This is a genomic window from Algoriphagus aquaeductus, from assembly GCF_003253485.1.
GTDB classification, from domain to species: Bacteria; Bacteroidota; Bacteroidia; order Cytophagales; family Cyclobacteriaceae; genus Algoriphagus; species Algoriphagus aquaeductus.
Window position 1 is genome coordinate 306,414 of sequence record NZ_QKTX01000004.1, and the last position, 15,589, is coordinate 322,002.

At 44.5% G+C, this 15,589-nt stretch carries 15 protein-coding genes; 2 read left to right on the forward strand and 13 right to left on the reverse strand.

All coding sequences use genetic code 11. The annotated features are described in order from the left end of the window. Positions 1-53: 53 nt before the first annotated feature. The gene (gene sppA, locus CLV31_RS07655) at positions 54-1,820 is read left to right on the forward strand and encodes a signal peptide peptidase SppA (RefSeq protein ID WP_111392281.1); all 1,767 of its coding nucleotides are present in this window, start codon (positions 54-56) and stop codon (positions 1,818-1,820) included. A gap of 59 nt (positions 1,821-1,879) precedes the next feature. Here sppA and CLV31_RS07660 read toward each other — a convergent pair whose 3' ends face one another. Further along, positions 1,880-2,773: a flavin reductase family protein gene (locus CLV31_RS07660; RefSeq protein ID WP_111392282.1), complete on the reverse strand. Its 894-nt coding sequence runs from the start codon at positions 2,771-2,773 to the stop codon at positions 1,880-1,882. A 61-nt stretch (positions 2,774-2,834) separates the two neighbouring features. On the opposite strand from CLV31_RS07660, the gene CLV31_RS07665 reads away from it, so the two are divergent. Then, the gene (locus CLV31_RS07665; protein ID WP_111392283.1) at positions 2,835-3,683 is read left to right on the forward strand and encodes an endonuclease/exonuclease/phosphatase family protein; all 849 of its coding nucleotides are present in this window, start codon (positions 2,835-2,837) and stop codon (positions 3,681-3,683) included. Between the two features lie 129 nt (positions 3,684-3,812). Here CLV31_RS07665 and CLV31_RS07670 read toward each other — a convergent pair whose 3' ends face one another. The 12 genes from CLV31_RS07670 to CLV31_RS07725 form a co-directional block, all read right to left on the reverse strand. After that, positions 3,813-5,012 (reverse strand): phosphoglycerate kinase, encoded by a 1,200-nt coding sequence (locus tag CLV31_RS07670; RefSeq protein ID WP_111392284.1) that lies wholly within the window; start codon positions 5,010-5,012, stop codon positions 3,813-3,815. Positions 5,013-5,249: 237 nt separating this feature from the next. Next, entirely contained in the window at positions 5,250-6,215 is a 966-nt protein-coding gene (locus CLV31_RS07675) for an L-threonylcarbamoyladenylate synthase (RefSeq protein WP_111392285.1), read from the reverse strand. 2 nt (positions 6,216-6,217) lie between these two features. Beyond that, positions 6,218-6,928, reverse strand: coding sequence for a tetratricopeptide repeat protein (locus CLV31_RS07680; RefSeq protein ID WP_245943354.1), 711 nt, complete (start codon positions 6,926-6,928; stop codon positions 6,218-6,220). Positions 6,929-7,173: 245 nt separating this feature from the next. After that, positions 7,174-7,608 (reverse strand): acyl-CoA thioesterase, encoded by a 435-nt coding sequence (locus tag CLV31_RS07685; RefSeq protein WP_111392286.1) that lies wholly within the window; start codon positions 7,606-7,608, stop codon positions 7,174-7,176. Continuing rightward, positions 7,608-8,159 carry an NUDIX hydrolase gene (locus CLV31_RS07690; protein ID WP_111392287.1) on the reverse strand — a complete coding sequence of 184 codons (552 nt, stop codon included), beginning with the start codon at positions 8,157-8,159 and terminating at the stop codon, positions 7,608-7,610. The genes CLV31_RS07685 and CLV31_RS07690 overlap by 1 nt, the downstream gene beginning before the upstream one ends. Then, positions 8,152-8,754: a hypothetical protein gene (locus CLV31_RS07695; RefSeq protein WP_111392288.1), complete on the reverse strand. Its 603-nt coding sequence runs from the start codon at positions 8,752-8,754 to the stop codon at positions 8,152-8,154. Before CLV31_RS07695 ends, CLV31_RS07690 begins: the two co-directional genes overlap by 8 nt. Further along, the gene (locus tag CLV31_RS07700; protein ID WP_111392289.1) at positions 8,747-10,669 is read right to left on the reverse strand and encodes a RecQ family ATP-dependent DNA helicase; all 1,923 of its coding nucleotides are present in this window, start codon (positions 10,667-10,669) and stop codon (positions 8,747-8,749) included. Before CLV31_RS07700 ends, CLV31_RS07695 begins: the two co-directional genes overlap by 8 nt. Further along, entirely contained in the window at positions 10,670-11,449 is a 780-nt protein-coding gene (locus CLV31_RS07705; RefSeq protein WP_181452589.1) for an enoyl-CoA hydratase/isomerase family protein, read from the reverse strand. A gap of 116 nt (positions 11,450-11,565) precedes the next feature. Then, complete coding sequence (locus CLV31_RS07710) at positions 11,566-13,443, reverse strand: ComEC/Rec2 family competence protein (RefSeq protein WP_111392291.1); 1,878 nt, start codon at positions 13,441-13,443, stop codon at positions 11,566-11,568. Between the two features lie 84 nt (positions 13,444-13,527). Beyond that, positions 13,528-14,103 (reverse strand): DUF3575 domain-containing protein, encoded by a 576-nt coding sequence (locus tag CLV31_RS07715; RefSeq protein WP_111392292.1) that lies wholly within the window; start codon positions 14,101-14,103, stop codon positions 13,528-13,530. Positions 14,104-14,145: 42 nt separating this feature from the next. After that, complete coding sequence (locus CLV31_RS07720) at positions 14,146-14,580, reverse strand: GNAT family N-acetyltransferase (RefSeq protein WP_111392293.1); 435 nt, start codon at positions 14,578-14,580, stop codon at positions 14,146-14,148. Continuing rightward, positions 14,549-15,538 (reverse strand): PhoH family protein, encoded by a 990-nt coding sequence (locus CLV31_RS07725; RefSeq protein WP_111392294.1) that lies wholly within the window; start codon positions 15,536-15,538, stop codon positions 14,549-14,551. Before CLV31_RS07725 ends, CLV31_RS07720 begins: the two co-directional genes overlap by 32 nt. Positions 15,539-15,589 lie beyond the last annotated feature (51 nt).

Sequence of the window (15,589 nt, forward strand, 5' to 3'; positions counted from 1 at the left end):
CTTTGTAAAGCTCTTTTAAATTAGGTTAATTTCGACCTCAAATTTGTAACAATATGAAGTTTCTGGGTAATGTGCTGGCTGTTATTGTCGGCTTATTCATTTTTAGCATCATCAGTGTCCTGATTTTCTTCGGAATAGTAGGAATGATCGCCGCTTCTTCTGATAAGGAAGTAAAACTGGAAGAAAACACCATCCTTCACCTCAACCTCAATGGCAGAATGCTGGTGGAAAGGACTTCCGAAGACGACCTCAAATTCGGTTCATTCTTAAATCCTTTTGGTCGGGACATAAACGCTGGACTAGTCAATCTTAAAAAAGCAATTGCCGAAGCCAAATCAAATGACAACATCAAAGGGATATACCTCAATACCGGACTGATCATGGCGGGACAGGCCAACCTTCTGGAATTGCGGGAATCTCTCCTTGATTTCAAAGAATCAGGAAAATTTATCGTGGCCTATGATGAAGCCTATTCTGAAGGAGGGTATTTTCTGGCTTCTGTAGCAGACGAAATTTACCTAAATCCTTTGGGAGGGATCGATTTCAACGGATTCGCCTCCGAATCAATATTCTTAAAGGGCTTCTTTGAAAAAGTAGGCATCAAACCGGAGGTTTTCCGGGTTGGAGAGTTTAAAAGCGCTGTTGAGCCTTTTATCTTGGATAAAATGAGTCCGGAAAATCGGCTTCAAACCCAATATTTCCTAGATGACATCAACAATCAGGCAATTGACCTGATCGCAGTCTCCAGAAATATTTCAAAAGACAGCTTGGCGAAAATCAACAGCCAAATGCTGGTACGAAAGCCGAAAGATGCAGTCACTTATGGCTTGGCAACCGAATTGAAATATGAAGATGAGGTTCATTCCATTCTCAAATCCAAATTGGGACTGGAAGAGGATGACCAAATCACCACCATCAACGCAACGGATCTGGGTTCATTGGCAAAAAGCAAAAATATCACCTCCAAAAACCGCATTGCAGTAATCTTGGCCGAAGGAGAAATAGTAGACGGAGATATTGAAGGAGCGATCAGTTCTGAAAAATTTGCCAAAGAAATCCGAAAAGCCCGAAAAGATGACAACATCAAGGCGATCGTGCTGCGCGTAAATTCACCGGGCGGATCCATCCTAGCTTCAGAAGTGATCTGGAGAGAAATGTCGGAAGCCAAAAAAGCCAAACCTCTGATTGTGTCCATGGGTGAAGTGGCAGCTTCGGGCGGATATTATATTTCTGCGCCAGCCGACACCATTGTTGCACAGCCCAACACGATCACGGGATCAATTGGCATTTTTGGACTGTGGTTCAATGTCCAGGAACTCATCAACGATAAACTGGGTGTGACCACCGATGTGGTATCGACCGGAGAGCTCTCAGACTTTATGAATATGGCAAGACCGCTGACCGAAGTGGAGCGAACGATCATTCAGTCCGGAGTAGAAGATGGCTACGAGACTTTTATATCCCGAGTGGCAGAAGGCAGAGGCATGCATCCGGATTCGGTGAAAAAAGTTGCCTCAGGACGAGTTTGGACAGGAACCCAAGCCAAAGAACGGGGCTTGGTGGATGTATTGGGCGGGCTGAACACGGCCATCCAAATTGCAGCAGACAAACTCGATGCAGGGGAGGATTATCGCGTAGTGTACTTTCCCGAGAAAAAACCCTGGTTTGAAGAATTTATGAGCAGCTTCACCGATAAAGTTCAGGCGAGGATTCTCCAAACCCAACTGGGCGATCAATATCCCTTGTACCAAAAAATCCAAAAACTGAAGCATTACCAGGGTGTTCAAGTAAGAATGCCCCAAGACATGACCATAAAGTAATCCTTGCCTACTCAAAAATCTCAGCCCCTCAGAAGTCGTCTTTTGAGGGGCTTATTTTTTTAGATTTTCTGCAATAAAATTTTCCAGGCTAACTCCACATTGCCCGATTCCAATTCCTCTTTGGCCCAGCGATGCAGGTGATCAAGCCAAGATTCTGTATCCAGCCGAAATCTTCGTTTCATATCCTGAACCTCCTCGGTCTTGGAAAAAAGCTGTACCTCTTCGGCACTTGGCAATTGCTCCACATTGGCCAGCCGAGCTAAATTATTTCCGGTTAGGACGGGGCTATTCCTGATTTCATCCGGGATTTGGTCTATTCCAATTCCAAGTGTAGTCAACGGTTTGGGAATTTGAAAAAGGGAATCGGAAGTGATTTTAGAATACCAATTTCCTCCAAGTCGAGCGACAGGATCGAGCTTAACCGGGTCAATCACTCCTTTTGAATCCAAAATACGTTCGTCCAAGTGTATCCTGACCACCTCACAGATCACCAGATTCCCGGCACCTCCACCCTCCCCTAGTGATTTGACCTCATTCACTTTACATTCAAAAGCCACAGGGGCTTCTTTGACTCTGGGAGGAGTGACCAATTCTGAGGATACAGCCGTCAATCCTGCCTTTTCAAATTCATTGACTCCTTTGGGATATTCTGTGCTGGCCAAAGACATCTGCTCGACAAGCTCAAATCCCACGATATGAATGACTACCTCAGGGACCTCGAGCACATTTTCCAAGGTATGCTTGGTGGAATTATCCCTGACTCGGCGGGAGGGCGAAAAAATCAAAATCGGAGGATTGGCGCTAAACAAGTTGAAAAAGCTAAACGGGCTGAGATTGACTTTGCCTGCTTTATCGACCGTGCTTGCAAAGGCAATTGGTCTCGGAGCCACTGCTCCCTGAAGGATGGCCTGAAGATCTTGGGTCTTCAGCTCTTTAGGATAAATGGTTTTCATCTAATCAAATTAACATGCAATTTTAACTCATAAGCCATATTTCACGAATTAGTTCAATAAGATGAAGTTAAAATCCCTCCCGCTCTTTCTCCTGATTCTACTGACAGGAATATCCTCGATCTTTCAGTCTACCGCTCAAACACACCGCTTTGCTACCTTCAATATCCGCTGGGACAATCCGGGCGATGTCGGCAACCTTTGGAAAGACCGAGCCCCGCATGTAATCCACTTGATCCAATTTCACCAAATCGGGCTATTTGGCACACAGGAAACCCTTGCACACCAATTAAAGCAGATCAACGAAGGGTTAGGCTACTTATCCATAGGAGTAGGAAGAGATGACGGAAAGGAAAAAGGCGAATTTTCTCCTATCCACTACGATCCGAACCTGTATCAGCTGGAAGATTCGGGCACTTTTTGGCTATCTCCTACTCCCGATACCCCAAGCAAAGGCTGGGATGCATCGCTCAACCGGATCTGTACCTGGGGAAGATTCAAGGCAAAAGACGGAAAGCGGTTTTACGTCTTCAATATCCACTACGATCACATCGGGCAACAAGCCCGGGAAGAAAGCAGCAAGCTAGTGGCCTCTAAAATCCAGGAAATCAACCGCGAAAAACTCCCCGTGATCTGGATGGGTGATTTCAACGTCACTCCCGACAATGCCGCCTATCACACCATAGTTTCAAATCCAAGTTGGAAAGATGCCCGATTGGTTTCAAAAGTGCCTTCCTATGGACCTGCCGGCACCTTTACGGGATTTGATTGGGAACGGATGCCTGACGGCATCATTGACCACATTTTCGTGAATGGAAAAATCGACGTACTTAGGCATGGGATTTTGACTGACAACTATGGCAAAAAATACCCTTCCGATCACTTTCCAGTGATGGTAGAGTTGAAGTTTTAGTCTCAAACTTTTCCAAAGTTCCGAACTTTGGAAAAGTTACCCTCTAAAAAGAAAGGCCCGCTACAAAGCAGGCCTTAAGATTTCAGACCTGCCAGGGTTTAAAAACCTAGCAGGACTTGTATATTCATATTACTCTGCCAAAGCAGCTACTCCGGGAAGCACTTTGCCTTCCATGTGCTCGAGCAAGGCACCACCACCGGTAGAAACGTAAGATACCTGATCGGTGTAGCCAAACTTGTTCACCGCAGCTGCAGAATCACCACCACCGATCAAAGAGAAGGCCCCGTTTCGGGTAGCCTCAGCTACATATTCTGCGATGGCCTTGGTTCCTTTGTCGAAAGATTCCATTTCGAACACACCCATTGGGCCGTTCCAAAGGATCGTTTTGGATTCCAAAATTGTCTTTCCGAAGAGTTCTCGAGTTTTTGGCCCGATATCCAAGCCCATCCAGTTGTCAGGGATTTCACCTTTGTTGGCTACACCTTGGTTGGCGGTATTGGAAAATGCGTCTGCAATGATGGTGTCCACTGGCAAAATCAGGTTCACCCCTTTTGCCTTGGCTTTTTCCATCAGTTCTAATACAAAATCCATCTTGTCCGCCTCCAATAGAGACGTTCCGATGCTACCGCCTTGCGCTTTGGCAAAGGTGTAAGACATCCCGCCACCGATGATGAGGTTGTCTACTTTCTCCAACAAACGCTCGATGATCAAAATTTTATCGGCGATCTTGGCTCCACCCATGATCGCGGTGTAAGGACGCTCAGGGTTTCCCAATACTTTGTCGGCATTGGTCAACTCGGACTCCATCAAGTAGCCTGCTACTTTTTCGGAGAAAAACTCAGCAATCACCGCCGTAGACGCATGCGCTCTGTGCGCGGTACCGAAGGCATCGTTCACATACACATCACCCAACTTGGCCAATTTGCCTGCAAAGTCTTTGTCACCTTTTTCCTCCTCCTTGTAAAAGCGAAGGTTTTCCAATAGCAACACCTCACCTGCACCAAGACCTGCTGCCAATTCAGCCGCATCAGCTCCGATGCAATCGGTCGCAAACTTGATGGATTGACCCAGTGCAGCTTCCACAGCTGAGATGATATGCTTCAGGGAATATTTATCCTCAGGACCTCCTTTTGGACGGCCGAGGTGAGACATCAGGATGGCCGAACCGCCATCTTTCAAAATTTTCTTGATCGTAGGGACTGCCGCCTGGATACGGGTATCATCAGAAACAGTAAAGTCTTCATTCAAGGGCACATTGAAGTCCACTCGAACCAGGGCCTTTTTGCCTGCAAAATTGAGGCTGTCCACATTTTTTACATTCAAACTCATAAGATTGGTTTAATAGATGTTGAATTGGTTTTCGTAAAAACTGGCCTGAATTTAAGCCAATTTCATCCAAAAGGGAATCAAAATCGGGGAAAGTTAACGAAGAGGAGATTGGGAGATTTGAAAATTCGGATTTGGGATTTGGGATTTTGGATTTCGGATTTTGAAATGGCTTCCACATTACCCCCCTGCTACCATGCCTCCAAACTTCCTGACTTTTCAGCTTTCAAAATTCATCCTTCAACCCTTCACAGCCGCTCTTCGAAGACGATCATTGATCGCCCTGCCCAAGCCGGTTTCAGGCATCAGTTCTGCAAGAATCACTGCAACAGGGGTTTCATCCAGCTTTCGCATGGCTGCAAAAAGGTTTTGCGCAGCTTCATGAAGATCATGCGAAGGGCTCAAGGCAATCTGCTTTTCTTGGGGAATTTGTTCAAAAGCATCTGAAAAACTCAACACTGCAAAATCAAATCCCTCAGCTTGTTTTTCAGCAATCAAGGTCTTCAAATCCCCCAACATAAACGGCTTTCTCGGCGCATAGTGACTGTCCAATTGTCCCGGAGCAGAAGGATTGCTGCTGCTGTGATCTTTGACTTTGACCGGCCCGACTACATCTTCTATTTCAGCAATCTCCAAACCGCCCAGGCGATAGATCACGATTTCCTCTCCTTCCATTCCTACGATTGTACTCTCCAGCCCAACTGCACAAGGCCCGCCGTCCAAGATGTAGGGGATTTTTTCACCCAACTGAGCTTCTACATGCTGCGCCTGGGTTGGACTGATGTAGCCAAATGGATTGGCGCTTGGAGCTGCCAAAGGGAAATCCAATTGCTCCAATAAAGTCCGCGTCAGAGGATGATTAGGAACCCTTACGGCAACTCGATCCAATCCGGACGTGACCAAATCGGGAACAATGGGTTTTCTGGGTAAAAGTAAGGTCAATGGTCCCGGCCAAAATTTCTCAGCCAGCTGTTTTAACTTTTCCGGAAAATCAGAAACAAACTCTCCTACTCGCTCCAAAGATGAGGTGTGAAGAATCAAGGGATCGAACGAAGGACGGTTTTTGGTTTCAAAAATCAGGGCAACCGACTCAGCATTCAGCGCATTACCGGCAAGACCATAGACCGTCTCGGTGGGGATTCCCACGAGCTGTCCTTTTTCCAAAAAGGATCGGGCTAAGGCAATGTCGTTACCAATTTGCGCCATGTTTATTTCTCGCAGAAATCTTTGATCCAGGTTTCGGCTTCGGCATATCCAAGCGAAAGTGCCATTTTCAGATCGGCACAGCCTTCATTTTTTTGACCCAAAGCACTCATTCGAGTTACTCCGAGCAGGTAATAAGCTTCGGCATTTTTAGGGTCGAGATTGACGGTATTGGTCAAAGACTCCATCCCATGAATCGGGTCACTCATGCCTAGTTCGGCTTTTCCCTTTCTGAAGTGCGCCTCGGCATTGTTGGGGTCAGACTGCAGGAGAGTCTGAAAATCCAAGAGGGCATCTTCGTATTCTTCCATGTTCAAAAGTGCAGTGCCTCGATTGAATAAAATATCCAATTGGGAAGGATCCAAAGCTGAGGCTATATTAAAATCGGCGAGTGCTTCCTTATAGTTTTTTAGCTCCATTTTGGCATTGCCCCGATTAAACCAAGGTTTGTAATTGCTGGAGTCAGCGGCGATGGCTTGGTCAAAAACAGGAATTGCTTCCTCAATTTTCCCCTGTTGAAACAGCGCAACGCCTTTAGCATTCAGCACCGTGGTATTTGCCGGGTTTTTCTCAAGCAACCGTTCAAAATAAGGGACTGCCTCAGACCAGGCCTGTGCGTCCATTTTCTCAATTCCAGATTTCAGCAGTTCTTCTTCACTGGGGCTACAGGCAAAAAGGCTCACGCAAAGTAAGCCAAGAATCCAAAGTTTGTTCACGGGGTAAATTTTGGGCAAAGATAGGGAAAAAGGGCTAGAGAAGACTGTCGGCATTTTAGCCAACTTAAGAGGCATGGATTGGCCTCCGTGAGTGTCCTCTCACGGAAATTTATTTTCAACCATACTAAGTATCCATATTCTTGAATCAAACTTATGCTTGAGAATTTCGCACTCCGTGATAAATACGATTGAGAATTAAAAAACAAAGTATGCTGTGAGTGAGGATCTTCACAGGGGCGAAGACCTTAGATGAGGGCCAACTTTTCACGGGCTTGGACGGGAATGGGAACCGGCTTCATGGTATTCATGTCCACGGCTACCATCACACAGCGGCATTTGGCAAACACATGCTCATTTCCTTTGGCATCCTTTCCGATCAAAAACTGCTCGAGATCAAAGGAAGAATTTCCCATTCGGGAGCATTTGACCAAAGCTTCGACTTGGTCTTCCAAATGGATAGGACGGATGTAATCGATCTCGATTCTTCCTACCACCGTACCGATGGTCATGACATTCCAGTCTGCTACTTCATACAAAAAAACTGCCCTGGCATGTTCAAAATAGCTAAAGTAAATTCCGTTATTCACATGAAGGTATCCATCAATATCCGAAAACCGGACCTGAATGGGCGTTGAAAAAGAAAATTCAGATTTAAGCTGGGAAGCTTCCACTTTTTTCATCAGAGCAAAATTTCTGATTTCGAAGTTTTTTCAAGCATTCTCAGGATGGATGGATTATACCCGATCATATCTACCACTGAGTCAAAACTGATCCATGCCAGAGATATGCTTTCATCGCTCATGATGAGTGGTTCATTGATATCCGCTTCAAAGAGATACCGAACATCATAATGAAAATGCTCCGGTACATGAGGTCTTTGAGGAATGATATGCTTATCGATATCAAAAATATTGGAATCAACCAGCTTGAGGCTCTTAAGGCCGCTCTCTTCTTCAGCCTCGGTAATCGCAACTTCAATCAGGTTTTCATTCCCATCTGCGTGGCCGCCCAATTGTAACCATCTGCCCAGCTTTCGGTGAAGGGTGAGAAGGGTATGTGTTCTTTTTCGATTTACGATCCATGCTGAAGCGGTAAAATGGCCTTCCAACCGCTCTCGAGAATAAGCTAAAGGATCCTCAGTCAACTCCGCAAAGTCTTTGATGAAATCTGATTCCTCCTCGTAAGGGGTGCGGTAATTTTCGAGTTGGTTTTTTAAAATTGTTCTATCCATTTTCTTTTTTCTCAAAGATTCGATCCATCAACTGATCGAACGACTTGGCATCTTGATAAAGGCGATCTGAATAGATGGCTGCAAGAAGCTTAATATAACTAGGCTGATTATCAACACTTATTTTCTCCAGGGAAATGTTGCCATAAAGCTGGGAGATCAATTCGCCTTCCTTGGGAAGCTGTAAAGGAGGCTTGAAATAAAACTTTTCTGTCACCTTGACCCGTTCGTTGACTTCTTCGTATTTCCTGTCCAGGCTGACCTGCTCATATCCCAAATCTATTACTCTGCGGCTTAATCCGAGGAAAAACCTGGAAAAAGTTTTGGGATCGAAAGGGGGTTCGTAGGTCACTGCAAATCCATTGGCATAGGGTGATGTGAAAATATGAACTTGTGGGGTCTCGTTAATTTGTGTTCGCTTAAAATGATAATTTTTGTAAACCAACGCATACAATTGGCGGGAAGCTGAAGTCTCAAGCCAGTCATCCAAATCTTTTTGGTCGGATTCCTTCAATTGAAAGTTTTCCTTGACATTCACCGGAAGCTTCTCTGAAGCCTTAAATACTTTCTTCAACAAGTCATCCAGAAAATTACCCATGAGAACTTAAGCTATACCTACCCTCTGAACCAACGGAAACTTTTCCCTCGTCTACCAATCGCTGAAGCAATTTGAGATGGGGCTCTGATGCAGGCTTATTGATTTTTTCAAATAGTTCGTGTTCTGTTAACCCCCCATGAATGGCTAAGGTTTCGATTATTTTTTTCTTTAACCGATCTTCCGGTAATTCCGGGTGAAGGGACTTTTTCTTTTCAATGCAAAAATCACAGATACCACATTCCTGGTCGGTCTTTTCTCCAAAATACTCCTGAATAAACTGGGTCCGGCAAATTTTATTCTGATGAGCATATTCGACCATACCTTTGGCCTTTTCCAGGGTAAGTTCTTTTCTGATTTTGATCCGCTGAAAGTTTAATGGAAGCTTTCCTGCATCATACCGTTGGGTTAGAAAAGTGAGCTGTGGGGTATCTTTCCGCTGGTCGTAGTCCAGGACTTCAAGCTTGGCCAGCTGATGAAGCGCATGGATCAGATCTTGCTCTTTCATCGCAAGGGACTTTGCCAGTTTGGACTCCTGGATTTTGATATACTCAGAAAACAAATTTCCACCAAAAGTTCTCAGGAGCATTTTGATGATCGGGTCCAGTTTGGCGTATTGAATCTGGATTTCATACAGTCGGCTGGGATCAACCAAAAAATGTACTCTTGAAGGAGCAAAAAAACTTTCATTAAACTCTACAAACCCCTCTTCCTCCAGGACTTTCAATGCATAAAAAGTATCCAAGAGTGGAAGTTGATAGGTTTGACAAAAAAGTGGGAGGTCAAAGTCAAAACTGCTGAGGAGATTGGTACCCACAGCCAGCTGAAAAAAATTGGCAAGGCATTGATAGACCCTTCTCAGAAAATCGTTGGGAGGATAAACCAGTGCCGCCCGATCCATAAGCTGCTCTAAATCCTGCTCATTTACGAGCAAAACGGCAAAAGCTTTTTCCCCATCCCTTCCGGCCCTACCCGCTTCTTGATAATAATTCTCAAGATTCTCCGGTAGATCACTATGAATTACGACCCGCACATCCGGCTTGTCGATCCCCATACCAAAGGCATTGGTACTGACCATTACCCGGATTTGATTGTGCTTCCAAGCTTCCTGCTTGGCTGAGCGATCTGCACCGGACAGTCCGGCATGGTAGTGGGCAGCAGATACACCCATCTGATTGAGTGCCTTGGCCAATTGATGGGTTCCCTGCCGGTTTCTCACATACCAAATAGCTGTGCCTGAAACCCGATTGAGAATCTCTATTCCCTTTTCCAGTTTGTTCTCAACCACTCTGACACTGTAGCTGAGATTTTTCCGATAAAAACTTTGATGAAATTCCCGATGCTTGCTCATCTCGAGCTTTTCAAGGATATCCTTGCAGACTTGAGGAGTGGCTGAAGCAGTCAGCGCAATGACATTGACTTTGGGGTGAAAAGCCCGGATTTGAGCGATTTCGAGATAGGCAGGACGAAAATCATAACCCCATTGGGAAATACAGTGGGCCTCATCCACAGCAATCAAATTGACCTTCATCTGCTTAAACCGCTCGATAAAAAGTTCTGTTTTTAACCGCTCAGGAGAAATATACAGGAATTTAACGTCTCCATATATACAATTATCCAAAGTGGTATCAATCTCCCGATAGCTCATCCCGGAGTATATCGCGGCAGCTTTTACTCCTTTGGCCTTTAGATTGTCAACTTGATCTTTCATCAAGGCTATCAAAGGTGAAACCACCACACAGATTCCCTCCAGAGCTAATCCCGGGATTTGGAAACAGAGACTTTTCCCTCCACCGGTAGGGAGAAGAGCCAAGGTATCGAACCCGGAAATGACCGAATCAATCACCTGCTTCTGAATGGGCCGAAATTCATCGAACCCAAAAATCTGTTGGAGAATATGTTTAAGTCTTTCTTCCAATTACCAAGTGGGTTTGGTTTTTTGGAGAAACGCAGCTATGCCTTTTTTACAGTCCTCATGCGCTCTTGCCCTGGCATTTGCCTCTGCGGCTGCATCCAAGGCTTGATCTCGGGTGACTTTTCCCAAGGATCTGAGTAAGCGCTTGGTCTCTCCCATAGAAAAGGCCGAGTTATCGCGGATCAGCTTGAGTGCAAATTCATTTAAAACCCAATGGTCAAGTGAGGCTCCGTCCATATATCCGGTAATCAATCCGAATTCATCTGCCTTTTTTGCAGAGATCATCTCCCCTGATATCAGCAGCTCACCAGCTCTGTAATGGCCAATCTGCTCCGCAAGAAATACCGAAACCAGCGCAGGAACAAAGCCGATCTTGGCTTCCGTGTATCCAAAAAGGGCTTCAGAATCCGCAAATGCAAAGTCACAGACCGTCACCAAACCACACCCTCCGGCAAGGGCATGCCCTTGGACCTTAGCGATGACAACTTTTGGAAATTCATAGATCTGAGAAAAAAGCCTTTTTAATCGATGGCTGTCTTCTAGATTTTCCTCATAGGAAAATTGTTGCAATTCTTGTAGATATTCTAAATCTGCACCGGCACAAAACGCCTTTCCCTTTGCCTGTAGAATTACCAATTTGACTGATTTATCCGCTTTCATTTGAGCAAATGCCTCAGACAACTCCCCAATCAATTGGGGGCTAAGTGCATTTCTTTTTTCTGGTCGATTCAGGGTTATGAATCCCAGTTGATTTTCAACATGTGTCAACACCGTTTTTTCCATGATTTCTTGGAATTAGGAAGATAAATTAAGTTGATATTTAGGCTTGGTCAATCCGAAGGTCAGAAAAACCCTGTGGAATTGACTTTATATTTCGATTTAAATTCTGAAAAGGGAATTTAATCCCCTTCCGTACTTCGAAAAATCTGAATTTTAGGTGAGTAGTCCCTTTCCATTTGAATTAATTTTTCATCAGGATAAAACCGAAATCCCAGTGCAGGAAACCAAACAGAATCATTTTCCCTGATTCCTATCAGGGAATTGGGCTGTGCACTTCTTTGATTAAGGAGTCGATTGGGATCTAAGGCGAAGCTAATTTGATCAGGAGGAAAATCTTGGTTCCAAGTGAAATCATGTCGCCCAAGCTGAAGGTCAATCAAGGCTCCCTTTTCACTTGAAAAAAACCAAATCTGATAGGAAGGCCTACGGATTTCCCGAATCAATCGATCGCCCAACCAAACTCCCAAAATCAAAAAAAAAGAAAAAATCATTTTTCGGCGATTCCCCAATTCCCAATTTCCCCATACCAGCAAAAAAGCCCAAACGACAACCATTCCTGAAAAAGTAATGGTAAGTCGGTCCAATTTGCCGAAAGGAAGTGACTGAATCATGGAATTCACCTTTATTTGAAATACAATCATCCTGTCAAGCACTAACCCTAAGAAATCTCCCACGGCGGGGATTTTCCCCAAAAACAAGAATGGCACGCCCACGGACATGATCAAAAATGCAAGCGGAACCACAATCAGGTTTGCCACTAAAAAATAGGTCGGAAAAAGATGAAAATAATACAGAGATAGCGGAAAAGTGACCAATTGAGCAGCAATACTTACAGCTGCCAACTGCCAAAAATACTCTGCTGCACGGTGGGAAGGTAGCCACCAACGCAGGATCAATGGTTGTAAACCTGCGATTCCCCCCACTGCCAAATACGAAAGCTGGAACCCAACCTCAAAAAGTACATCAGGATCGACGATCAACATCAACATCGCTGAAAAGGCCAGAATATTCCAAATCGACGGCCTTCTTTTTCTCATTTGACCTGCAATGATCAGGGAAAACATCACCGATGCCCTGACCACGGAAGGAGAAAAACCTGTCATGGCCGCATAAATCCAAATGGTCGAAATCACAAAAACCAAATAACCGACAGGGATCTTTCTTCTTTCCTTGAAAGCTCGAAGAGGAAAAAGAAAAATGGCATAAATGATCCCTACATGAAGCCCTGAAACGGCCAAAATATGCATCGTGCCTGTCTCCGCATAGGCATTCCGAATTTCCTTATCCAATGATTCTTTTTGCCCGATCAAAAGTGCCAAAGCAATTTGTCTGGATTCCTTGTGGTGGATTTTTGATTCAATCAACCGGGCAAGATTCTCTCTCAATTGGACAAGTGCAAACTTTGGATTTCGATTTTCGGATGATCCCATGACTACAAATTCATTTCCGATAAACTTTCGATAAAAAATCCCTTTTTTGGCCAAAAACCCTTTGTAATCAAATTCATCAGGGAAGGTTGGACCGGGAATCTCTTCCGGGCTTTTCTGGAACCAAATCAGGTCTCCGGGCTGAAGTCTTCGATCACTTTTGTGATAAACCAATATTTTCCCAGCAGCAGGCCTCCAGTCCAAACTATCACGCACTGCTACCACCTCCACTAGATTTTCTTTGGAATTTGGCTTATCCAGATCAAATCGCTGTACTTCTGCCAAATAAGCTTGGAATGAATCCAACTGAGGAAAAGAAAAAGATGGATTCTTCACACTCATACCGGAAACCCAAAATCCCAGGAGGAAAATAAGCGAATAGCCTAACCCCGAAGTATATCCAAGAGAAACAGGTGGCCTTTTCCCAACTCCCCAGAGGTAGCAAAGCCAAATCAAAAGGATTCCAATAAGCAAATAAGTAGCTGTCGAAAGAGTGGAAAAATTCCCCACGATGATCCCGGCGATCAAAAACGGCAAATACCTCAAAAAAGGAAAATCGGCAAACCTCATAAGAATAAAAATTAATCCTTAAGTTAAAAAAATCGGAGCAAAAAAAAGAGCCATTAAAGGCTCTTGTGATTTAAGCTGAGGCAGTTAGAATCTGTATCCAAGCGTAAAACCTCCGTTTAGTTCTACTGGAGTAAACCGCTCGTTGGCTTCTTTTCCAAATCCCCGCCCCACGCTAACATTAGGTCCAAAGGCGAAGTGCTCCGAAACTTCCCACTTGTATCCAAAACCGGCCCCTATAATAAATGAGGTCATATCGGTAGTGGTGATTCCCCCTGATGAAGTGGGTTCTTCAAATTCTCCAAACCTGATTTTTGCAAAGGGATACATGTGAAATCTCCCATTGGGTTTATTTCCAAAGTAAAAGTGCAGCGCGGTCATTGCTGAATTGGTCTTGTATTTCTTACCCTTTCCTTCGGAATTATAGCCAAATCGATCATTGATCATCACCTGAAAATCAAGAGAGTGATTTTCACTCAGAAAGCGTTCGTAACCCGCTTCAAAAGACCCCAAAACGATCAAATTCAAGAAATTTAACTTGATCTCATTTTCAAAGTTTCCAAGGTTTGGGTTGGTGGATCGGGAAGAAGAAATGACCTGTTGAGAAAAAGAAGCTGCACCTAGTCCAAACACCAAGACGATAGCTAAAATTGATTTTTTCATAAATATTAAATAACAGTTGGATGTACGTAGACTGAACAAGGATCAAGCCAAGTGCATTTTGAAATGCTGAATATCACATTCTACAAACAGCTCTCCTTCCTTTTTAAATCCAAATTTGGCATATAACGGAACTGCATCTAACTGAGCATGCAGGTATATGGGGCTTTCTGCTGTGGTGGGGTTTTCTTGGATATCTTTCAAAACCTCCCTAACCAAAGCTTGCCCCACTCCTCTGCCCCGGGCTTCAATGAGTACCGCAAAGCGCTCCAATTTAACCCCATTTGGCGTAATTCTCCACCTTGCTGTGCCAACCGGAAGCTCCCCGAATCTGGCAAGAAAATGAATGGAGGAATCTTCAAATTCATCGCGCTCTTGTTCAGGATCTACATGTTGCTCCAAAACAAAAACCTGATGTCTTATTTTAAAAGCTTCATCGAGCGATTGCTTATCCGTTATTTTTTCGACTGTTAGCTTCATGTCGTCTTTGATCTTCCAATACCTGGTTGGTCTCATAGGCTTCAATGATGGCTTTTACCAGTTTATGGCGAATCACATCCTTGCCACTCAGATTTACAATCCCAATCCCCTTCACCTCTTTCAGGATTCGAAGGGCTTCCGCGAGACCTGATTTTTGCCTAACGGGCAAATCCACTTGAGTCTGGTCTCCGGTAATAATCACCTTAGAATTGGGCCCCATTCGGGTAAGGAACATTTTGATTTGCTCACTAGTCGTATTTTGAGCTTCATCCAACAGTACGAATGCATCGTGAAGCGTTCGGCCACGCATATAGGCTAGTGGGGCTATTTCTATGACTCGGGTTTCCTGGTAATATTTTAGCTTTTCAGGTGGCACCATATCCTGAAGCGCATCATATATAGGTCTTAAATAAGGATCCAGCTTTTCTTGAAGATCTCCGGGTAAAAAACCGAGATTTTCGCCTGCTTCTACCGCTGGACGAGTGATGATGATCCGTTTCACTTCACGGTTTTTCAGCGCACGAACCGCCAAGGCAACGGCGATATAAGTCTTGCCTGTACCTGCAGGCCCCAAAGCAAACACCAAATCGTTTTTCATGGCCACCTCTACCAATTTGCGCTGGTTGGCCGACTTTGGCTTGATCACCAAGCCCTTATTTCCAAATACGATGACTTGATCCCGATTGGCCTCCTCAAATGGTATCCCCTCGATGTCAAGATAATCTTTGACATTTTCAGGAGTCAAATGTCCAAATCGATCAAAATGCTCTAAAAGCAAATTAATCAGATCATTGATCCGCAGAATTTCTGGAGCGCTTCCCTGAATTCGGATTTCATTTCCACGGGAGACTATCTTGCTTTGGGGAAAAGCCTGGGCTATTTGCCTGATATTTTCATTGGCGGTGCCTAAAAACTCCGCCAAGGGCACATTTTCTAAGGTGATTACTTTTTCGACCAAACTTGTGTATTGATTAGATTTAACCTTGAAGGCAAAAGAATAAAATTTCTA